At 57.4% G+C, this 20,256-nt stretch carries 17 protein-coding genes, 4 tRNA genes and 1 other RNA gene; 18 read left to right on the top strand and 4 right to left on the bottom strand.

The features are described from left to right. Nucleotides 1-308 precede the first annotated feature (308 nt). From rho to AB1748_RS02710, 18 genes are all read left to right on the top strand, one after another. On the top strand, nucleotides 309-1,568 hold the full coding sequence (gene rho, locus AB1748_RS02625; RefSeq protein WP_003851960.1) for a transcription termination factor Rho: 1,260 nt from the start codon (nucleotides 309-311) through the stop codon (nucleotides 1,566-1,568). A 280-nt stretch (nucleotides 1,569-1,848) separates the two neighbouring features. Further along, a complete protein-coding gene (wecA, locus tag AB1748_RS02630; RefSeq protein WP_111139455.1) occupies nucleotides 1,849-2,928 on the top strand; it encodes a UDP-N-acetylglucosamine--undecaprenyl-phosphate N-acetylglucosaminephosphotransferase in 1,080 nt (359 codons plus the stop codon). 29 nt (nucleotides 2,929-2,957) lie between these two features. Next, entirely contained in the window at nucleotides 2,958-4,007 is a 1,050-nt protein-coding gene (gene wzzE, locus AB1748_RS02635) for an ECA polysaccharide chain length modulation protein (RefSeq protein WP_293770630.1), read from the top strand. Nucleotides 4,008-4,017: 10 nt separating this feature from the next. Continuing rightward, nucleotides 4,018-5,148: a non-hydrolyzing UDP-N-acetylglucosamine 2-epimerase gene (wecB, locus tag AB1748_RS02640; RefSeq protein ID WP_111139463.1), complete on the top strand. Its 1,131-nt coding sequence runs from the start codon at nucleotides 4,018-4,020 to the stop codon at nucleotides 5,146-5,148. Further along, entirely contained in the window at nucleotides 5,145-6,404 is a 1,260-nt protein-coding gene (gene wecC / locus AB1748_RS02645; RefSeq protein ID WP_367395971.1) for a UDP-N-acetyl-D-mannosamine dehydrogenase, read from the top strand. The genes wecB and wecC overlap by 4 nt, the downstream gene beginning before the upstream one ends. Further along, a complete protein-coding gene (gene rfbB / locus AB1748_RS02650) occupies nucleotides 6,401-7,471 on the top strand; it encodes a dTDP-glucose 4,6-dehydratase (protein WP_367395972.1) in 1,071 nt (356 codons plus the stop codon). Before wecC ends, rfbB begins: the two co-directional genes overlap by 4 nt. Nucleotides 7,472-7,490: 19 nt before the next feature. Continuing rightward, nucleotides 7,491-8,381 carry a glucose-1-phosphate thymidylyltransferase RfbA gene (rfbA, locus tag AB1748_RS02655; protein ID WP_293770623.1) on the top strand — a complete coding sequence of 297 codons (891 nt, stop codon included), beginning with the start codon at nucleotides 7,491-7,493 and terminating at the stop codon, nucleotides 8,379-8,381. Further along, entirely contained in the window at nucleotides 8,350-9,057 is a 708-nt protein-coding gene (gene rffC, locus AB1748_RS02660; protein WP_111139457.1) for a dTDP-4-amino-4,6-dideoxy-D-galactose acyltransferase, read from the top strand. Before rfbA ends, rffC begins: the two co-directional genes overlap by 32 nt. Then, entirely contained in the window at nucleotides 9,044-10,174 is a 1,131-nt protein-coding gene (gene rffA / locus AB1748_RS02665) for a dTDP-4-amino-4,6-dideoxygalactose transaminase (protein WP_367395973.1), read from the top strand. Before rffC ends, rffA begins: the two co-directional genes overlap by 14 nt. After that, entirely contained in the window at nucleotides 10,174-11,424 is a 1,251-nt protein-coding gene (gene wzxE, locus AB1748_RS02670) for a lipid III flippase WzxE (RefSeq protein ID WP_111139459.1), read from the top strand. Before rffA ends, wzxE begins: the two co-directional genes overlap by 1 nt. Beyond that, nucleotides 11,421-12,488, top strand: coding sequence for a TDP-N-acetylfucosamine:lipid II N-acetylfucosaminyltransferase (locus tag AB1748_RS02675; RefSeq protein ID WP_111139460.1), 1,068 nt, complete (start codon nucleotides 11,421-11,423; stop codon nucleotides 12,486-12,488). The genes wzxE and AB1748_RS02675 overlap by 4 nt, the downstream gene beginning before the upstream one ends. After that, the gene (wzyE, locus tag AB1748_RS02680; RefSeq protein WP_111139461.1) at nucleotides 12,485-13,828 is read left to right on the top strand and encodes an ECA oligosaccharide polymerase; all 1,344 of its coding nucleotides are present in this window, start codon (nucleotides 12,485-12,487) and stop codon (nucleotides 13,826-13,828) included. The genes AB1748_RS02675 and wzyE overlap by 4 nt, the downstream gene beginning before the upstream one ends. Nucleotides 13,829-13,853: 25 nt before the next feature. Next, nucleotides 13,854-14,594: a lipopolysaccharide N-acetylmannosaminouronosyltransferase gene (wecG, locus tag AB1748_RS02685; protein ID WP_111139462.1), complete on the top strand. Its 741-nt coding sequence runs from the start codon at nucleotides 13,854-13,856 to the stop codon at nucleotides 14,592-14,594. Between the two features lie 158 nt (nucleotides 14,595-14,752). Beyond that, nucleotides 14,753-14,829, top strand: a tRNA-Arg gene (locus AB1748_RS02690). Between the two features lie 98 nt (nucleotides 14,830-14,927). Further along, nucleotides 14,928-15,003, top strand: a tRNA-His gene (locus AB1748_RS02695). Nucleotides 15,004-15,019: 16 nt separating this feature from the next. Next, nucleotides 15,020-15,106: transfer RNA gene (locus AB1748_RS02700), tRNA-Leu, on the top strand. A 21-nt stretch (nucleotides 15,107-15,127) separates the two neighbouring features. After that, nucleotides 15,128-15,204, top strand: a tRNA-Pro gene (locus AB1748_RS02705). A 32-nt stretch (nucleotides 15,205-15,236) separates the two neighbouring features. Beyond that, a non-coding RNA gene (locus AB1748_RS02710) (RtT sRNA) lies at nucleotides 15,237-15,366 on the top strand. 736 nt (nucleotides 15,367-16,102) lie between these two features. Here AB1748_RS02710 and hemY read toward each other — a convergent pair. Genes hemY through hemC form a run of 4 tightly spaced genes read right to left on the bottom strand, consistent with a single transcriptional unit; the run spans nucleotide 16,103 to nucleotide 20,127 of the window. Then, nucleotides 16,103-17,299, bottom strand: a complete 1,197-nt coding sequence (gene hemY, locus AB1748_RS02715) for a protoheme IX biogenesis protein HemY (RefSeq protein ID WP_111141998.1) — start codon at nucleotides 17,297-17,299, stop codon at nucleotides 16,103-16,105. Between the two features lie 2 nt (nucleotides 17,300-17,301). Beyond that, complete coding sequence (hemX, locus tag AB1748_RS02720) at nucleotides 17,302-18,435, bottom strand: uroporphyrinogen-III C-methyltransferase (protein ID WP_111141999.1); 1,134 nt, start codon at nucleotides 18,433-18,435, stop codon at nucleotides 17,302-17,304. 25 nt (nucleotides 18,436-18,460) lie between these two features. Then, entirely contained in the window at nucleotides 18,461-19,189 is a 729-nt protein-coding gene (gene hemD, locus AB1748_RS02725) for a uroporphyrinogen-III synthase (RefSeq protein ID WP_111142000.1), read from the bottom strand. Next, on the bottom strand, nucleotides 19,186-20,127 hold the full coding sequence (gene hemC, locus AB1748_RS02730) for a hydroxymethylbilane synthase (RefSeq protein ID WP_111142005.1): 942 nt from the start codon (nucleotides 20,125-20,127) through the stop codon (nucleotides 19,186-19,188). Before hemC ends, hemD begins: the two co-directional genes overlap by 4 nt. Nucleotides 20,128-20,256 lie beyond the last annotated feature (129 nt).

Consider the following 20,256-nt stretch of genomic DNA (forward strand, 5'->3'; position numbering starts at 1 on the left):
TGGACGTTCGCTTTCAGGCGTGCTAATTTACCCATACTGCATTACGCACTTACCCTGTAGTTAGCATCTAAAAGTTTTCCCTTGTTGAACCCTGTCGCACTGTACCTTTTAAAGAGAGAACGGTTCAGCAATCTTACGGTTAGCTCCAACTCTGGCATCACATTCGGACATCTTTCTGCATACCGATCGCCATTCCATACGATGATCGTCGGGAAGCGCCGAAAAGAGCCATTAACGGCATGGATTAATTGCCATACCATTCACGACAAACATTCCGAGTATTACCCCGAGTTTAAGAACCCATCACTATGAATCTTACCGAATTAAAGAATACGCCGGTTGCTGAGCTGATTACTCTCGGCGAAAATATGGGGCTGGAAAATCAGGCTCGCATGCGCAAGCAGGACATTATCTTTTCAATCCTGAAGCAGCACGCGAAAAGCGGCGAAGACATCTTCGGTGATGGCGTGCTGGAGATCCTTCAGGATGGATTTGGATTCCTCCGTTCAGGAGACAGCTCCTACCTCGCCGGCCCTGATGATATCTACGTTTCCCCCAGCCAAATCCGCCGCTTCAACCTCCGCACTGGTGACACCATCTCTGGCAAAATCCGTCCACCGAAAGAAGGTGAGCGTTATTTTGCACTGCTGAAAGTTAACGAAGTTAACTATGACAAGCCGGAGAATGCGCGTAATAAGATTCTGTTCGAAAACCTCACACCGCTGCACGCCAACAAGCGTCTGCGTATGGAGCGGGGTAATGGCTCAACGGAAGATTTAACCGCCCGCGTACTGGATCTGGCTTCGCCAATCGGTCGTGGTCAGCGCGGTCTGATCGTGGCACCGCCGAAAGCCGGTAAAACCATGCTGCTGCAGAACATTGCGCAGAGCCTGGCGTACAACTACCCGGACTGCGTGCTGATGGTGCTGCTGATTGACGAACGTCCGGAAGAAGTGACCGAGATGCAGCGTCTGGTTAAAGGCGAAGTCATCGCCTCGACCTTTGATGAGCCTGCATCACGCCACGTTCAGGTTGCTGAAATGGTGATCGAGAAGGCCAAGCGTCTGGTTGAGCACAAGAAAGACGTTATCATCCTGCTTGACTCCATTACCCGTCTGGCGCGCGCCTACAACACCGTCGTACCGGCTTCAGGTAAAGTTCTGACAGGTGGTGTGGATGCCAACGCCCTGCATCGTCCAAAGCGCTTCTTTGGTGCGGCACGTAACGTGGAAGAGGGCGGCAGCCTGACCATCATTGCAACGGCGCTGGTTGATACCGGTTCGAAGATGGATGAAGTGATTTACGAAGAGTTTAAAGGTACAGGTAACATGGAACTGCACCTTGCGCGTAAAATTGCTGAAAAACGTGTCTTCCCGGCGATCGATTACAACCGTTCCGGTACCCGTAAAGAAGAGCTGCTGACTTCTCAGGAAGAGCTGCAGAAGATGTGGATCCTGCGCAAGATTATTCACCCGATGGGCGAAATCGACGCGATGGAGTTCCTCATCAACAAGCTGGCGATGACCAAAACCAACGATGAATTCTTCGACATGATGAAGCGTTCTTAATCCGAAACTGCCAGGCCGAACCTTTGATTCGGCTTTTTTAGTCCGGATGCGCAGAAAATCGACCTGACGCCACGTCTCAACGTGGCGTTTTTCATTTATGAGCTATAGGATTGAACACTGGCAGGAGCATTTATAATGACTGTGGTAGCGATGGCGAAGGTTTAATCGTTCGTCTGTCTCTTTACGCAGAATTCGGAATCCGACACAGCGACAGGCGAGCTTTTTCGCGTATTGTTGTGCGGGATGTTAGCTGAGAGCGTTTAACGTGAATTTACTCACTATGAGTACTGAGCTTGGATTAATTTTTCTCTTTTCTTTGGCTTTCCTCTTTTTTGCTCGAAAAGCAGCTAAAAAAATTGGTTTAGTGGATAAGCCTAACTCACGTAAACGCCACCATGGCGCGATTCCGTTGGTCGGCGGCATTTCTGTGTTCGCAGGTATCTGCTTCACGTTCGCCATTACCAACTACTATCTGCCCCACGCGCTGCTCTATCTGGGCTGTGCCGGTGTGCTGGTGCTGGTCGGGGCGCTGGATGACCGTTTCGACATCAGCGTTAAAATCCGTGCGGTCGTGCAGGCCATTGTCGCGCTGGTGATGATGTTTGGTGCCAAGCTCTACCTGCTCAGCCTGGGATTTATCGTTGGGCCAATCGAGCTGATCGTCGGGCCCTTCGGCTATGTGCTGACGCTGTTTGCCGTCTGGGCCGCAATTAACGCCTTTAACATGGTAGACGGCATTGACGGTCTGCTGGGCGGACTCTCGTCGGTGACATTTGCCGCGATGGGGATCATCCTCTACTTCGACGGCCAGACCAGCCTCGCGATGTGGTGTTTTGCGATGATCGCCGCCACGCTGCCCTATATCCTGCTGAATCTCGGCTTCCTGGGACGCCGCTTCAAGGTCTTTATGGGCGATGCCGGCAGCACCATGATCGGTTTCACCATTATCTGGATTCTGCTGGAAACCACCCAGGGTCTGAGCCATCCCATTACCCCTGTGACCGCGCTGTGGCTGATTGCCATTCCCCTGATGGACATGGTGGCGATTATGTATCGTCGCCTGCGTAAAGGCATGAGTCCGTTTTCGGCTGACCGCCAGCACATCCACCATCTGATTATGCGAGCCGGTTTCAGCTCGCGTCAGGCCTTTGTATTGATTACCGTGGCAGCGGCGATCCTGGCCGGTATCGGTGTGCTGGGTGAATATCTGGCGTTCATCCCGGAATGGGTAATGCTGCTGCTGTTCCTGGGCGCTTTTATGGTTTACGGCTACTGCCTGAAACATGCGTGGCGTGTGGCGCGACGTGTGCGGCGCATCAAGCGTCGTCTGAGCCATTATCGCGAAGCTAAAAACAAATGAACCCGATGCTGATAAAGGATAATGCTGGCATGCCTTCTGACGTTGTGGACAACGAACTGGATATACGCAGCTTTGGCTGCCGTTTATGGCGCGGTAAGCGCTGGATTGTCGGGCTGGCGCTGCTGTTTGCGCTGGTCGCCTGGCTCGCCACGCTGCTGATGAGACAGGTCTGGAGCACCACGGCGATCACCGATCGACCCACGGTCAACATGCTGGGATCGTACTATGCGCAACAGCAGTTCCTGACCAACCTGGATGCGCGCAACAACGCATTGACCCTGGCGGCGCCGTCACCGACCGTGATGGATGAGGTCTATCAGGAGTTCACGATGCAGCTCGCCTCCTGGGATACGCGTCGTGAGTTCTGGCAGCAGACCGACTACTACAAAAGCCGGAAAACGGGCAATGCGCACAACGATGCCGCCCTGCTCGACGATATGATCGGCAATATTCTCTTCACCCCCGCCGACGCGGCGCATAATCTGCCCGACAACGTCAGACTTAAAGCCGAAACTGCGGGCGACGCCAATAATCTGCTGCGTCAGTACATCGCCTACGCCAGTGAGCGCGCCGCGCGTCACCTGAACGATGAGCTGAAAGGGGCCTGGCAGGCACGCACGAATCAGCTGCAGGCGCAGGTAAAACGTCAGGAAGATGTGGCGAATGCCGTCTTCCAGCGCCAGCAGCATCGGCTTGAGCAGGCGCTGAAGATCGCCAGCCAGCAGGGCATCAGTCAGAAACAGACGCGCGAAGCGGGTGAAAACCTGGCGGACAGCGATCTCTTCCTGCTGGGGCAGCCGGTTTTACAGGGGCAACTGGATACCCTGCGCGCGACCGGCCCGGCGTTTGATATCAGCTATGATCAAAACAGGGCAATGCTGGCAACGCTGCAGGCGGGGCCAAAACTGAACAGCCAGTTCCAGACCTATCGTTATCTGCGTACGCCGGAAGAGCCGGTTTCCCGTGACAGCCCGCGACGTCTGTTCATGATGATTCTGTGGGGTGCGGTTGGCGCATTAACAGGCGCCGGTGTGGCGCTGGCACGTCGTCCGCGTCTGATGTCAGACACGCATGATTGAGAGAAACAGTGTGAAAGTTCTGACCGTATTTGGTACTCGTCCGGAAGCCATTAAAATGGCCCCGCTGGTTCAGGCGCTGGCGCAGGATCCTGCGTTTGAGTCGCGGCTCTGCGTCACGGCGCAGCATCGCGAAATGCTTGACCAGGTGCTGCGCCTGTTCAGGCTGCAGCCGGACTACGACCTCAATATCATGCGTCCCGAGCAGGGACTGACCGAGATCACCTGCCGTATTCTGGAGGGGATGAAAACCGTCCTGCTCGACTTTAAGCCGGACATCGTGCTGGTACATGGTGATACCACCACCACGCTGGCGGCGAGCCTGGCGGCTTTTTACCAGCAGATCCCTGTCGGCCATGTGGAGGCGGGGCTGCGCACCGGCGATCTCGCGTCGCCGTGGCCGGAAGAGGGGAACCGCAAACTCACCGGCCATCTTGCCCGTCTGCACTTCACGCCTACTGCCCGATCGCGTCAGAATCTGCTGCAGGAGAATCTGCCGGATGCGCGAATTATCGTGACCGGCAACACGGTCATTGATGCGCTGCTGTGGGTGCGCGATCGGGTGCTGGATGACACCAGCCTGAATGCGGAGCTGGCAGCGCGCTATCCGTTCCTCGATCCCGCTAAGAAACTGGTGCTGGTCACGGGCCATCGGCGTGAAAGTTTTGGCGGCGGTTTTGAACGTATCTGCAGCGCGCTGGCGCAGATCGCCCGTCAGCATCCGCAGGCGCAGATCGTCTATCCGGTGCATCTCAATCCCAATGTCAGCGAGCCGGTGAACCGCATCCTCAGCGGCATTGAGAATATCATCCTGATCGAACCCCAGGAGTATCTGCCGTTTGTCTGGCTGATGAACCGTGCCTGGCTGATCCTCACTGACTCCGGCGGTATCCAGGAGGAGGCGCCTTCGCTGGGTAAACCGGTCCTGGTGATGCGTGATACCACCGAACGCCCCGAAGCGGTCGACGCGGGGACGGTCAGACTGGTGGGAACCGATATCGCCAGAATCGTGGCGAGTGTCGGTGAATTACTGCGCGACGACGAGGCCTGGCAGGCGATGAGCCACGCTCATAATCCCTATGGCGATGGCAAAGCCTGTGGTCGTATTTTACAAGCCTTAAAAGATAACCGAGCCGAATTATGAGTTTTGAAACCATCTCCGTGATTGGACTGGGATACATTGGGCTGCCGACGGCAGCCGTTTTTGCTTCAAAGGGAAAAAAAGTGGTGGGGGTGGATATCAACGCCCGTGCCGTAGAAACCATCAACCGTGGCGCGATCCACATCGTGGAGCCCGATCTGGATCAGGTCGTCCATGCCGCCGTCACACGCGGCGATCTGCGTGCCACCACTCAGCCGGAAGCCGCCGACGCCTTTCTGATTGCCGTACCGACACCCTTTAAAGATGGATATCAGCCCGACCTGCGCTTTGTGAAAGCGGCGGCAGAGTCGATTGCGCCGGTACTGAAAAAAGGCGATCTGGTGATTCTGGAATCGACGTCGCCGGTTGGCAGTACCGAACAGATGGCCGACTGGCTGGCTGCGGCACGGCCCGATCTGTGCTTTCCTCAACAGGACGAAGCGCCTGACGTATTTGTTGCCTACTGCCCGGAGCGGGTGCTGCCGGGTCAGGTTATGGTTGAGCTGATTAACAACGACCGGGTTATCGGCGGCATGACGCCCGCCTGTTCCGCCCGTGCCAGCGAACTCTACCGGCTGTTTTTAAAAGGCGAATGCGTGGAGACCAACGCCCGCACCGCCGAGATGTGCAAACTGACTGAAAACAGCTTCCGTGACGTGAATATCGCCTTTGCCAATGAGCTATCGCTGATTTGCGCCGATCAGGGCATTAACGTCTGGGAGCTGATTGCGCTGGCGAATCGCCATCCGCGCGTTAACATTCTGCAGCCGGGGCCGGGCGTTGGCGGCCACTGTATCGCGGTCGATCCCTGGTTTATCGTGGCGCAGAATCCTGAACTGGCCCGTCTGATCCGCACCGCGCGTGAGGTCAATGACGCCAAGCCGCAGTGGGTGCTGGACCAGGTAAAAACGGCGCTGGCAGACTGCCTGACGCAGACCGGCAAGCGCGCCAGCGATATCACCATCGCCTGTTTTGGCCTGGCCTTTAAACCCAATATTGACGACCTGCGCGAAAGCCCGGCTATTGGCGTGGCGCAGAACATCGCCGAGTGGCACAGTGGCACAACCTGGGTGGTTGAACCCCACATTGCGCAGCTGACAGACGCACTCGCCGGTCATGCGGAACTGGTGTCGGCTGAGCAGGCGCTGGCGCAGGCCGATATTCTGGTGATGCTGGTCGACCATCGCGCCTTCCGCGCCATCGACGCCGCCCGCGTGCAGCAGAACTGGATTGTCGACACCAAAGGTGTCTGGCGATGAAGTGCTTTCTGATCACCGGCGGTGCCGGTTTTATCGGTTCGGCGCTGGTGCGCTTTTTGATCGCAGAAACCGAACATCAGGTCGTCGTCGTCGATAAACTCAGCTATGCCGGCAATCTGGCCTCCCTCGCCAGTGTTGCCGACTCGTCACGTCTGCATTTTGAACGGATCGACATCTGTGATCGCCCGGCGATCGATCAGGTTTTTGCCCGCTATCAGCCCGATTGTGTGATGCATCTCGCCGCTGAAAGTCATGTGGATCGTTCAATTGACGGACCCGCGGCTTTTATCGAGACCAATATTGTCGGTACCTATCAGCTGCTGGAATCAGCGCGCTTTTACTGGCAAAAGCTGCAGGATGCGCGCAAATCCGCTTTCCTTTTCCACCATATCTCAACCGATGAAGTCTTTGGCGATCTGCATGACAGCAATGCTTACTTCACAGAGACAACCCCTTATGCGCCAAGTAGCCCCTATGCGGCCAGTAAAGCCAGCAGCGACCATCTGGTGCGTGCCTGGCTGCGCACCTACGGGCTACCCACGCTGGTCACCAACTGTTCAAACAATTATGGCCCATGCCACTTTCCGGAAAAGTTAATCCCGCTGACCATCATCAACGCGCTGGCTGGCAGAGCCTTACCGGTATATGGCAACGGTCAGCAGATTCGTGACTGGCTTTACGTTGAAGATCATGCCCGCGCGCTTTATCAGGTGGTCAGCCATGGCCGAGCGGGTGAAACCTATAATATTGGCGGTCATAACGAGCGCCGTAATATTGAGGTGGTCGAAACTATCTGTACTCTGCTTGAGGAGCTGGCATCAGAGCAGAAACCTGCCGGGCTGGCACATTATCGCGACCTGATTACCTATGTCACGGACCGCCCCGGTCACGATCAGCGCTATGCCATTGATGCCAGTAAAATTGCGCAGGAACTGGGTTGGGTGCCGCAGGAAACCTTTGAAAGTGGCCTGCGGAAAACGGTGGCATGGTATCTGGCCAATCCTGCCTGGTGGCAGGCCATTCTGGATGGTCGCTATCAGGGCGAACGCCTCGGCTTATCGCAATAACCCTGCGTAAGGAACAGCGATGAAAGGCATTATTTTAGCGGGCGGCTCGGGTACGCGGTTACACCCGATAACCCGTGCAGTCTCGAAGCAGCTTCTGCCTGTCTACGACAAACCGATGATCTACTATCCGCTCTCAGTACTCATGCTGGCGGGTATTCGAGACATTCTGTTGATCACCACGCCGGAAGATCAGGCACAGTTCGAACGTCTCTTAGGCGATGGCCGTGAATTTGGAATACGCCTGAGCTACGCGACGCAGCCCAGTCCCGATGGACTGGCGCAGGCCTTTATCATCGGTGAGTCGTTTATCGGTGATGACAGCTGCTGCCTGGTGCTGGGTGACAATCTCTACTTTGGCCAGGGCTTCAGCCCTAAGCTGCGTAAAGTGGTCGAGCAGCATCGCGGCGCAACAGTATTCGGCTATCAGGTCATGGATCCTGAGCGTTTTGGCGTGGTGGAGTTTGACGACAACTTCAGAGCGATCTCAATTGAAGAGAAGCCACAGCAGCCGAAATCGCGCTGGGCAGTAACCGGTCTCTATTTTTATGACAATCAGGTTATCGAATTCGCGAAACAGGTAAAGCCTTCGTCGCGTGGCGAACTGGAAATCACCGCTATCAACCAGATGTATCTTGACCGTGGTGAGCTGACGGTTGAACTGCTGGGTCGTGGCTTTGCCTGGCTGGATACCGGCACCCATGACAGTCTTGTCGAAGCCAGCATGTTTGTGCAGACGGTAGAAAAGCGGCAGGGTTTTAAAATTGCCTGCCTGGAAGAGATCGCCTGGCGTAATCACTGGCTGAGCGACGAGCAGCTACGCGCCGCAGGCGAAGCGCTGACAAAAACCGGCTACGGCCAATATCTGCTGGATTTATTACATGCCCGTCCACGTCAATATTCATCCCCTTAGCTGGGAGAGCGCGTTCTTCGGTGTTGAGACCGTGCGGCTGGAAGCGGAAGGTGAGATCCCACTGGAAGAGGCGCTGCGTCATCCCTGTGCGCTGATGCAGATGAAAGTGGCGGCCAGCGAAACCGCGCTGATCGACACGCTGCAGCAGCATCAGTTTCAGCTGGCAGAAGGGGAGGCGGATCTGACGCTGGCGGTCACGCAGACGGAACGACAGCCGGGCATTCGTATTGCCCGCGAGTCGCAGATCCCGCTGTTGCGTGAGGCGGCGTCTGCGCTGTTCAGCCAGAGCCGTTTCCGTGCGCCCTGGTACGCGCCGGACGCCAGCGGTCGCTTTTACGCGCAGTGGATTGAAAATGCGGTGCGCGGCTCGTTTGACGATCAGTGCCTGGTGGCGAGCGATGCCGCAGGGCAGCTTCAGGGCTTTGTTTCGCTCCGCGCGGTCGACGGCGATGCCCGAGTGGGCCTGCTGGGCGTGCTGCCTGCTGCGCAGGGCCAGGGGCTGGGTCAGCGGCTGCTGCTGGCGGCGGCTGACTGGGCGCGGGTACGGCAGCTGAATCAGCTGCGGATTGCCACCCAGCTCAGCAATCTCACGGCAATGCGCCTCTATTTACGCAGCGGTGCCCGGCTCGACAGCACCGCCTACTGGTTTTACAGGAAAGGTCATGATTCCATTTAATGCGCCTCCGGTTGTGGGCACCGAAATCGAGTATATGCAGTCGGCAATAAACAGCGGCAAGCTCTGCGGCGACGGCGGATTTACCCGTCGCTGTCAGCAGTGGATGGAGCAGCGTTTTGACAGCAAAAAAGTGCTGCTGACGCCTTCCTGCACCGCATCACTGGAGATGGCGGCGCTGCTGATCGATGTGCAGCCTGGCGATGAAGTGATCATGCCGAGCTACACCTTCGTCTCTACCGCCAACGCGTTTGTGCTGCGCGGTGCGCGGATTGTGTTTGTCGATGTGCGCCCGGACACCATGAACATCGATGAAACGCTGATCGAAGCGGCCATCACGGAAAAAACCCGCGCCATTGTGCCGGTGCATTATGCGGGCGTGGCCTGTGAGATGGACACCATCATGGCGCTGGCGGCAAAACATAAGCTGTTTGTGATTGAAGATGCGGCGCAGGGCGTGATGTCACGCTACAAAGGCCGCGCGCTGGGCACCATCGGCCATATCGGCTGCTTCAGCTTCCATGAAACGAAAAATTACACCGCCGGTGGCGAGGGTGGGGCGACGCTGATCAACGACGCCAGCCTGATTGAGCGCGCCGAAATCGTGCGCGAAAAAGGCACCAACCGCAGCCAGTTCTTTCGCGGACAGGTCGATAAATATACCTGGCGCGATATGGGCTCAAGCTATCTGATGTCCGACCTGCAGGCCGCCTGGCTCTGGGCGCAGCTGGAGGCCGCTGAGCGAATTAATCAGCAGCGGTTGCGTGTCTGGCAGCGCTATTACGACGCCCTCCAGCCGCTGGCGGCTCAGGGCCGCATCAGCCTGCCGGTGATCCCGGCCAGCTGTGAGCACAATGCGCATATGTTCTATATCAAACTGCGCGATCAGGACGATCGTCAGGCGCTGATCAACTGGATGAAAGAGGCCGAGATTCTGACGGTATTCCACTATATTCCGCTGCACAGTTCGCCTGCCGGTGCGCGATTCTCGCACTTTGCCGGCGACGATCGCTTCACCACCCGCGAAAGTGAACGCCTGCTGCGCCTGCCGCTGTTCTATAACCTGTCAGATAACAACCAGAGCACTGTCATCAGCTCGCTGCTGAGCTTCTTCTCCTGATGTCACTTGCCAGAGCCTCAGTGTGGACCGCGTCGTCCACGCTGGTAAAAATTGTGGCCGGTCTGCTGGTCGTTAAACTGCTGGCGGTCAGCTTCGGACCGGAGGGCGTCGGCCAGGCGGGGAATTTCCGTCAGCTGATTACCGTACTGGGCGTGCTGGCGGGCGCGGGTATCTTCAACGGCGTCACCACCTATGTCGCGCAGTATCAGCAGCAGCCCGACCGGCTGCGGGCGATGGTGGGAACGGCATCGACCCTGGTGATGGGCTTTTCCGGGGTGCTGGCGCTGCTGTTTCTGCTGGCGGCGGGCCCCATCAGCACCGCGCTGTTTGGTCACGACCGCTATCAGGGGGTCATCCGCGTGGTGGCCTTTCTGCAGCTCGGCATCGCCTGGGCCAACTTTACCCTGGCGCTGCTGAAGGGGTATCGCGATGCGCGCGGCAATGCGCTGGCGCTGATCTTCGGCAGTCTGATCGGTGTGGCAGGCTATCTGGTCTGCTGGTGGGCCGGTGGCTATCAGGGCGCACTGATCGGGCTGGCGCTGGTTCCGGCCTTACTGCTGCTGCCGGCGCTGATGATGCTGAAACGCCGCGTGCCGCTGCCGCTGAGCTGGCTGCGTCCGCAATGGCATCCTGAACTGGCGGGGAATCTGGCAAAATATACGCTGATGGCGCTGATCACGGCCGTCACCCTGCCTGTCGCCTGGGTGTTGATGCGTAATCTGCTGGCGCAGCAGCAGGGCTGGGCGCAGGTCGGATTATGGCAGGGCGTCACCAGCATTTCCGATGCCTATCTGCAGTTTATCACCGCCACCTTCAGCGTCTGGCTGCTGCCGACGCTGGCGCGGCTCGACAACAAACGCGATATCGCACGTGAGATTGGTCGTGCGCTGCGCTTTGTCCTGCCTGCCGTCGCGGTTGCCAGCTTTGGCGTCTGGGTGCTGCGCGATTTTGCTATCAGCCTGCTGTTCTCTGAGGCGTTTCGCGGGATGCGCGATCTTTTTGTCTGGCAACTGTGCGGCGATGTTTTTAAAGTTGGCGCCTATGTTTTCGGATATCTGGTGATCGCCAAAGCCTCGCTGCGCTTTTATGTTCTGACTGAGATCAGTCAGTTCCTGCTGCTGACCCTGTTATCGCGCTGGCTGATCCCGCTCTATGGCGCAACGGGGGCAGCACAGGCTTATATGCTGACCTATATGATTTACTTTGCCCTGTGCTGTGGCGCTTTTATTGTTTACTGCCGGAAAAAATGACTTTAATTCACGTTTTGGGATCGGACATTCCCCACCACAATCAGACGGTGCTGCGCTTTTTCAACGACGTCCTCAGCGTTGAGCAGCCTGTGGCTTCGCCACGCCATTTTATGGTGGTGACGCAGCAGCCCGAAAGCCTGGCCCCCTTCAGCGCGTTGCAGATCGAATGTTTTGCCAGCAAGAAAGCGCTGGCGCAGGCGGTCGTGGCGCGGGCCAGACATCGTCAGCAGCGCTTTTTCTGTCACGGACAGTTTAACCCGTGGATCTGGCTGGCGCTGCTCATCGGGAAACTGCACCGCTCACAGATCTACTGGCACGTCTGGGGAGCCGATCTCTATGAAGATTCGCGCAGCCTGAAGTTTCGTCTGTTCTATCAAATTCGCCGGATCGCCCAGGGCCGCGTGGCTCAGGTTTTTGCGACCCGTGGCGACCTGCATCACTATCAGCAGCGCCATCGCCGTGTACCCGGTTCACTGCTCTATTTCCCGACCCGCATGCCCGCCGCCGCCATCGCGTCTGCGCCTTCCGAGCCATTTACGCTGCTGCTGGGTAACTCCGGCGATCCGAGTAACCGGCATATTGAAGGGCTGAAGGCGATTCGCGCGCAGTTTGGCGGGCAGGTGCGCATCGAGGTTCCGCTGGGCTATCCACCGGGCAACCAGGCCTATATCAGCCAGATTCAGGCCGCTGCAGAGACGCTGTTCCCGAACGGGCAGGTCAATCTGATCCGTGAAAATCTGCCATTTGAGCACTATCTGGCCCTGCTGGCGCGCTGCCATGTCGGTTATTTTATGTTTGAACGTCAGCAGGGTGTGGGAACGCTCTGCCTGCTGATTCAGGCCGGAGTGCCATTTGTCCTGACCCGTAAGAATCCATTCTGGCGTGATGTGGCTGAGCAGCAGCTGCCGGTCCTGTTCAGCGAAGATGCGCTGACGCCTGCAGTGATTGCTGAGGCGCGGCGTCAGCTGGCGAGTTGTGATAAGCAGGCTATCGCCTTTTTTGCGCCGGGCTATCTGGCCGGATGGCGGGCGGCGTTACAGCTCAGCGAAGGGGAGTTGTCATGAGTCTGATGCAGTTTGGCGGCCTGCTGGTGGTCTATCTGCTGTCGCTGGTTTTTATCCTGACCCTGACCTGGCGGGAGTTTAAGCGTGTCCGTTTTAACTTCCATCTCTTCTTCACGCTGCTGTTTCTGCTGACTTTCTATTTCGGCTTCCCGCTGACCTCGGTGCTGGTGTTCCGTTTTAATGTCGATGTTGTGCCGGTTGAAAATCTGCTGGAGGCGCTGCTGTCGGCCACGGCGTTTTATGCCATCTATTACGTCAGCTATAAAATACGGCTGAAGCCCGCCAGCCCTACGCCGGCCAGACCCTGGCTGCAGATGAATCGCGTCGAAACCCATCTGACCTGCGTGATTCTGGCGCTGGTGGCGCTGGGCACCGTCACGGTGTTCTTTATTCACAACGGCTTTCTGCTGTTCCGCCTGACCGCCTACAACCAGATCTTCTCCAGCGAAGTCTCGGGCGTGGCGCTTAAGCGATTTTTCTACTTCTTTATTCCGGCGATGCTGATCCCCTACTTTTTACGCCCGACGCGCCGCAACTGGCTGCTGTTCCTGCTGGTCACCGTGACCTTTGGTTTAGTGACCTATGCGCTGGTCGGGGGGACCCGCGCCAATATCATTATCGCGTTCGCCCTGTTCCTGTTTATCGGGATTACCCGCGGCTGGATCACGCTGTGGATGCTGGCGAGCGCCGGTGTGATGGCGATTGCCGGGATGTTCTGGCTGGCGCTGCGCCGCTATAACCTGGACGTCATGGGCGATGAAGCGTTCTATACCTTCCTCTATCTGACGCGTGATACGTTCTCGCCGTGGGAAAACCTCGCCCTGCTGCTGGATAACTACGCCAGAATCGAATTCCAGGGACTGGCCCCGCTATGGCGCGATTTTTATGTGTTTATTCCGACCTGGCTCTGGCCGGATCGGCCGCTGGCGGTGCTGAACAGCGCGAACTACTTTACCTGGGAAGTGCTGAACAACCACTCCGGCCTGGCGATTTCACCCACGCTGATAGGCTCGCTGGTGGTGATGGGCGGCGTCTGGGCGATTCCTCCCGGCGCGGTCGCGGTCGGGATGATTATTAAGGCCTTTGATGCGATCTATCAGCGCGGCTGCCTTGAGACCAATCGCTACAGCGGCGCCATCCTGCAAAGCTTCTGTTTTGGCGCGGTCTTTAACATGATCGTGCTGGCACGCGAAGGGCTCGATGCGTTCGGCTCTCGCGTGGTGTTTTTCTGTATTATTTTTGCTGCCTGCCTGGGCATGGCTAAATTACTTTTCTGGTTACTGGATCGCGCAGGTTTGATTCGCGACCGCAGCAGGCGGGTCGTGCACAGCCCGCTCTGATTAACCTCTGGGATTAACGGAAGATATGACAAAGTTAACGGAAACGCCGCAGTACCGGATTCGTGGCGTTGAGCTGTATGGCTTCGAGAACATGCCGTCGGCGGTGAGTTTTCTGATGCCGCCGCAGCAGGTACGCAGCGGCATTCTGGTGGCGATCAATGCGGAGAAGATCCTGACCGCTGAGCGGGATGAGGGACTACGCACGCTGCTGACCCAGGCGGAATATGCCTACGCGGATGGCATCAGCATTGTGCGTTCAATTCGCAAGAAGTATCCCCGGGCGCGGGTGCAGCGCATTGCGGGTGCGGATTTGTGGGAGGCACTGATGGAGCGTGCCGGGCGGGAAGGGACGCCGGTATTTCTGATCGGCGGTCGTCAGCAGGTGCTGGATGAAACCTGCGATAAGCTGCGCCGCCAGTGGAATGTCAATATTGTCGGGGCGCAGGATGGCTATTTTGCGCCAGCCGAACAGGATGCACTCTTTGCCCGGATTGCGGCCAGCGGCGCAAAGCTGGTGACTGTGGCGCTGGGATCGCCGCGTCAGGAGCTGCTGATGCTGGCGTGCCGCGCGCACTGGCCTGATGCCCTCTATATGGGCGTAGGTGGCACCTATGATGTTTTCACCGGTCATGTGAAGCGTGCGCCTCTGATCTGGCAGCGGCTGGGGCTGGAATGGCTTTATCGCCTTATTCGTCAGCCCTCCCGCCTGCGGCGGCAGCTAAAACTGCTGAAATATTTGCGCTACCACTGGCGAGGCGATCTCTGATATTGCTGATATATGCCGCATTTTTAGTCTCTGCCCGCGCATGAATGCGCTATTTCTCGACAAAATGCACAAAGCGTAATCAAACGCGTCTTTTTATTTAAAAAGCACTAGACACGATGGGCGCTTATCTCTAGTATGCACATCCGCAACGGCGCTACGCGCCCGTAGCTCAGCTGGATAGAGCGCTGCCCTCCGGAGGCAGAGGTCTCAGGTTCGAATCCTGTCGGGCGCGCCATATCGTTTGTGCGCATGAGCTTCGGTGGTTGATTTACCGCGGTTGGCAGTAAAGATTTAAATGCTGCAGGTTTGTAATCTGTATCATGAAGAATTGTGGTGGCTATAGCTCAGTTGGTAGAGCCCTGGATTGTGATTCCAGTTGTCGTGGGTTCGAGTCCCATTAGCCACCCCAGATTTTGCTGGGATACGCGAAGGTGGCGGAATTGGTAGACGCGCTAGCTTCAGGTGTTAGTGTCTTAACGGACGTGAGGGTTCAAGTCCCTCTCTTCGCACCAGGCAAAACAGTTTAAAAAAATCGGCGAGTAGCGCAGCTTGGTAGCGCAACTGGTTTGGGACCAGTGGGTCGGAGGTTCGAATCCTCTCTCGCCGACCATTTTTAGAAACCTGTCTGAAAAGACAGGTTTTTTTTCGTCTGTTGAAAAGAGGATGAGAACCTCCGGAGGAGGTTTGCGCCGAGCGCAGCGAGACAACGTTGCGTCAGCAACGGCCCGAAGGGCGCAGCTCGAAGAGCGGCGTTATCCTCTCTCGCCGACCATTTTTAGAAACCTGTCTGAAAAGACAGGTTTTTTTTCGTCTGAGGAAAAGAGGATGAGGACCTCCGAAGGAGGTTTGAGCCGGGCGCCGGGCGTTTTCCTCTTCTGACCCTGTTCCCTGCGCGTCCGGCTGGCGATGTATCGAAGTCAGATCTGACCGCCCTCTGACATCTTTCTGTCAGCATTCATGCCTCTGTCAGCCTTAACAGACACTGTCTTCTGAACATAAACGCAGCGTCGTGAATCGCCGACAGATAACGCCTTGTTATTGCTGGATTCACGGAGATTCGCGGCTGGCTGTCTCCATTCAGAGACAGCGAAAGCCACCGCTGTCGCCGGATGCCGACAGTTCCTGCCTGACACCCCCGCAGCGCAGATGACTGATGCGCCTAACTAGCTGAATTTTAATTATTTAAAAAATAGTCATCAACCTGGCATGGCTTGTGCAATACTTCTGATGTAGATGCTCATTCCACCTCTTATGTCTGCTGATGCTACATAAACCTGGGAATGATGCAGAGCCAATTTTCAGATACCTGTTGTCTGCCTGCCTGTATCGCGCAAGCCTTACAGGGTTAACAGACACTACGTTGAGTCAGGTATCTCCCGGTTGTCTTACCGACCTGATCTTGCACCTGCCCCTGGCAGGTGTTTTTTTTTGCCTGCGTCAGGGCGGGATGAGAGAAGAGGGGCATAAAAAAGCCGGGCAAGCCCGGCTTTTAATGTCTCCAGACGGCATCAGCCGTTGGGATTGCTCTTCAGCGTCAGCAGCAGACCTTCGCGGCGCATTTTCGCTGCCTCTTCGGGACGATGCAGGCGATCGTAAACATCCGCGAGCCACGCATAATCGAACGCATCAGGACGCTGTTCCAGCGCCTGCTGCAGAGCTTCAGCCGCCTGCTGCCATTCGCCATGACGCATCAGCAGCTGTCCCAGCGTACTGTGCAGCAGCGGCGTAGCGCCATGCTGTTTAATCTGCTGGCGGAGCGCCTTCTCCAGCGCTTCGGGATTGCCGCTTTTAATACGAGGCATCAGCAGAACCAGACGATCGTCATAATGACGCTTGAGGCCCTCCAGCACGATCGCCTGCGCGGTGTCGTGATCGTTGCATTCGATCAGATGATCCGCCATTGCCACCTGCAGCGTCGTATCCTGACGGGTTTTACGGCTCAGGGTGTTCCACCAGCGCTTCAGTCCATCGCTGCCCTGATCGGCCATTGCCTGATTCATCAGACCCAGCCAGGCCTGCTGCTGCAGGGCTTCGCGATGCAGATCGTCACCGACCTGCGCTTTCTGCATGGCAGGCAGAATATCCAGCAGGGCACTCCAGGCTCCGGTTCGGATATAGGCCTGTTCAGCCAGACGCAGCACTTCCGGATGACGCGGGGCCACTTCCAGCAGACGATCGATGCTGTGACGCGCCGCGTGATCTTCGTTACGTGCCAGCTGAATGCGCGCGCGCGCGATCTCAACCGGGATGGTATTGCTTTCAGAAAGCTCCGCAGCGCGCTCCAGATGCTGATTTGCACGGACTTCGTCGCCACGCTGCTGCGCAGCTTCTGCGGCCAGCAGATAGTTCGCGACCGGCACATCGGCGTGGTCGGCATCTTTAGACAGCAGTTTTTCTGCCTGACGATGATCGCCCTCTGCCAGCTTCATCAGTGCCGACTGCGTATGACGCTGAGCGCGACGGCGCTTACGTCCGGTAAACCAGCCACGGGTACGTGCCCCGGTGCGCAGCACGCGGCGCAGCAACCACTCGACGGCCAGAATCACCAGCAGGCTGATGATCAGGATAATGGCCAGGCCGGTGACGCTGGTTTCGATGTTCCAGTTATCGGTCTGAATCAGTACATAGCCCTGATGACCGGCGATCATCGGTCCCAGCACCACGCCCGCAATCAGCAGGATAAAGAGGATAAATACCTTAAGCATCCTTAGCCTCCCTGCTGATTAGCAGCGGCAGAAGGTTGCGCTAACAGGTTCCGCACGCGGGTCTGCATCAGCTGCTCCAGCAGCGGCTGACTTTCCAGGTTATCCGGCAGATCCATATTGATGTTCTGCTGGCTCAGCTCATCCAGCTGGGCAAGAAACGCTTTGGTGGCGGCATCGTTGGTGTCGTACCAGGCGCGAACCCAGGCCGAAACGGTATCGATAGACTGTTTGTAGATCTCATCCTGATGACGCGGTACAGCCTGCGCCGCAATCAGCAGGCGTGAACGGATATTCTCACGCAGGTAAACGTCCTGATTAGGGGCCAGCAGGGGCTGAGCGGTGTTGTCACGGCGGCGGATGGTAATAAAATCATCCATAAAGTTATGCCAGCTTTTCACCAGGTTCTGCCGCCATTCGCGCACGGAACCTGATAGTTCGCCGCCATCGCTGTCCATCGGCGCATCATCACTGTCGTTATCCGCCAGACGCAGATTATCAACGTTGTTCGACAGCTGATTGAGCTTGAGGATCACGCCATCATAGTCGACCTGAGTCACAGCGGAGAGGTTACTGATATCCTGGGTCAGGGCGCGACGCACGTTCATGACGCTGGGATCGTTCATGTCGGCCAGGCTGGCATCGGCGCTTTTCAGCAGTGCCGCCGCGGTGGTGACATCCTGATCGCTCCAGAGTTTACGGCCGGCCAGCTTCACCAGATAGTCCGCCTGCGCCAGCAGCCAGCTGCGCACATCGTTGCCGGAGATAACAGCCATTTTTTCCCGCAGCGTTTCCAGCTCTTTTGCAGAGGCGGTCTGCTGGGCCTGCGCCGTCTGCAGGGCGCTTTCTGCGCCACTCAGTTGCTGTGTCAGCTGCTGTTTATCGCTGCTGGCCTGCTGCTGCAACGCGCTTAACTGATCGCTCAGCTTCTGATTGGTTTGTGCCTGCAAATCGGCCTGATGTTTCCCGTTAAGGTATAAACCCGCACCTATTGCCAGCGCGATGACAATCGCCACTGCTCCCAGCACCATGCCACCATTTTTCGCCTGACGCGGTGGTGTGCTGTTGCTGGAAGGAGAGCGGTCGACCGCTGGGGTGGTTTCTTCAACCATGGCGGAGGAGTCTTTTTGTTCCGTCATATGTGGCACATCCCATTATTAAAGTTCAGCGTAACGCGCGCAGCAGCGCATCGTTATCGGCACCATCGGCTACCTGAATATCCTGCCAACCCAATCCTGCGGCCAGAGTAGCCAAACGTTCACTGACGACGATCAGTCGGCAGTTGAGCAGCCATTCCTCGCGATCAACTGCGGGGAACAGCGAAAAAAGCTGTTGTAACATTTCACCGCTGGTCACCACCAGCACAGAGACGCCGCGATCGCGCCAGCGACGCCCCTCAACCGGGCCATCGTAGTGCTTCTGACAGCGCTGATAGCAGGCAGCAAACGTCACCTCGGCACCGCGCCGGGTTAACGTCTCTGCCAGCAGTTCGCGTCCGGGATCGCCACGCAGTATCAGCGCACGTTTACCGGCCACCTGCTGAAGCGTATTCAGCCGGATCAGCTCTTCGCTGGTTTCCTGCGCATGAGGCCAGGTCACCTGCTGACCGCTGACGGTATGAAACGCCAGTGCGGTGCTGCGACCAATTGCATAATAGTCCAGCTCAGGGGGCCACGCTTTGATCCGGTGCTGTGCGTAGTGAATAACCTGCTGTGAAAGGATAAAAACGAGGTCACCGGCGCGCAGGCCGGCGAGCGTCTGAGGCAGAGAGGGGAGGTCAGCGCCCGGCGCAAATTCGATCAGCGGCAGGCTCCACGCCTGTTTACCAATGGCATGCAGGCGTGACACCAGCTCTGCCGCTGCGGGTTCCGGGCGCGTCACCAGGATGGTCATGCCGGCGGCTGCCCCTGATAGACCTCTTGCAGGATTTCACGCGCGCCGCCGTTCAGCAGTTCATCGGCGAGTGAAATGCCCATCTGCTCCGCCTGCGCGCGCGGGCCGCGGCGTTCGCCGCTGACCATGACCCGGCCATCCGGTGCGCCGACCATGCCGCGCAGCCAGAGATCGTCACCTTCCAGCACGGCGAAACTGCCAATCGGCACCTGACAGCCGCCCTCCAGGCGGGTATTCATGGCACGCTCCGCTCTGACACAGACTTCGGTGTCGGCGTGGTTCAGCGCCTGTAACAGGCCGATCAAGGTCGTGTCGTCGAGACGGCATTCGATGCCGACCGCCCCCTGGCCCACGGCGGGCAGTGAAACGTCGGCAGGCAGCGCCTGACGAATGCGATCTTCCAGTCCCAGTCGCTTCAGCCCGGCAACGGCCAGGATAATGGCATCATATTCACCGGCATCGAGTTTACCGAGGCGGGTGCCGACGTTGCCACGCAGTGAGCGGATAACCAGATCCGGACGACGCGCGCTGATCTGGCACTGACGACGCAGGCTCGACGTTCCGACGATGGCGCCCTGAGGCAGCGCATCGATAGAGTCATAATGATGAGAAACGAACGCATCGCGCGGATCGTCGCGCTCACAGATGGTCACCAGGCCCAGCCCGTCGGGAAAACTGACCGGCACATCCTTCATGGAATGTACCGCCATATCGGCACGGCCTTCCAGCATCGCCAGCTCAAGCTCTTTGACAAACAGCCCTTTGCCACCGACTTTCGCCAGCGGCGTGTCGAGGATAATGTCACCTTTGGTGACCATAGGCACCAGCTCAACGCGCAGGCCCGGATGGGCGCTCATGAGGCGTTGCTGAACATAATGTGCCTGCCACAGTGCGAGCGGACTTTGTCTTGTAGCAATTCTGAAAATTTTGTCTAACATGCTGTTAACCATTTTTATCGTTCACTGAATATCCTATCATCTCTGGGCGAATACTGTCAGTTTCAACGGATTGAAAAGGGTCGGCGCGCGGCTGACGGCCCGGTTTCTCAAGCCGTCGCGTGCGATCCG

Origin of the sequence: Pantoea sp. Ep11b (assembly GCF_040783975.1) — a bacterium.
GTDB lineage: Bacteria > Pseudomonadota > Gammaproteobacteria > Enterobacterales > Enterobacteriaceae > Pantoea.

What these genes read in the sequence shown, in the direction of transcription:
- rho (WP_003851960.1), top strand. Translation starts at nt 309, where the DNA reads ATGAATCTTACCGAATTAAAGAATACGCCGGTTGCTGAGCTGATTACT.
- wecA (WP_111139455.1), top strand. Translation starts at nt 1,849, where the DNA reads ATGAGTACTGAGCTTGGATTAATTTTTCTCTTTTCTTTGGCTTTCCTC.
- wzzE (WP_293770630.1), top strand. Translation starts at nt 2,958, where the DNA reads ATGCCTTCTGACGTTGTGGACAACGAACTGGATATACGCAGCTTTGGC.
- wecC (WP_367395971.1), top strand. Translation starts at nt 5,145, where the DNA reads ATGAGTTTTGAAACCATCTCCGTGATTGGACTGGGATACATTGGGCTG.
- rfbB (WP_367395972.1), top strand. Translation starts at nt 6,401, where the DNA reads ATGAAGTGCTTTCTGATCACCGGCGGTGCCGGTTTTATCGGTTCGGCG.
- rfbA (WP_293770623.1), top strand. Translation starts at nt 7,491, where the DNA reads ATGAAAGGCATTATTTTAGCGGGCGGCTCGGGTACGCGGTTACACCCG.
- rffC (WP_111139457.1), top strand. Translation starts at nt 8,350, where the DNA reads ATGCCCGTCCACGTCAATATTCATCCCCTTAGCTGGGAGAGCGCGTTC.
- rffA (WP_367395973.1), top strand. Translation starts at nt 9,044, where the DNA reads ATGATTCCATTTAATGCGCCTCCGGTTGTGGGCACCGAAATCGAGTAT.
- wzxE (WP_111139459.1), top strand. Translation starts at nt 10,174, where the DNA reads ATGTCACTTGCCAGAGCCTCAGTGTGGACCGCGTCGTCCACGCTGGTA.
- AB1748_RS02675 (WP_111139460.1), top strand. Translation starts at nt 11,421, where the DNA reads ATGACTTTAATTCACGTTTTGGGATCGGACATTCCCCACCACAATCAG.
- wzyE (WP_111139461.1), top strand. Translation starts at nt 12,485, where the DNA reads ATGAGTCTGATGCAGTTTGGCGGCCTGCTGGTGGTCTATCTGCTGTCG.
- wecG (WP_111139462.1), top strand. Translation starts at nt 13,854, where the DNA reads ATGACAAAGTTAACGGAAACGCCGCAGTACCGGATTCGTGGCGTTGAG.
- hemY (WP_111141998.1), bottom strand. Translation starts at nt 17,299, where the DNA reads ATGCTTAAGGTATTTATCCTCTTTATCCTGCTGATTGCGGGCGTGGTG.
- hemX (WP_111141999.1), bottom strand. Translation starts at nt 18,435, where the DNA reads ATGACGGAACAAAAAGACTCCTCCGCCATGGTTGAAGAAACCACCCCA.
- hemD (WP_111142000.1), bottom strand. Translation starts at nt 19,189, where the DNA reads ATGACCATCCTGGTGACGCGCCCGGAACCCGCAGCGGCAGAGCTGGTG.
- hemC (WP_111142005.1), bottom strand. Translation starts at nt 20,127, where the DNA reads ATGTTAGACAAAATTTTCAGAATTGCTACAAGACAAAGTCCGCTCGCA.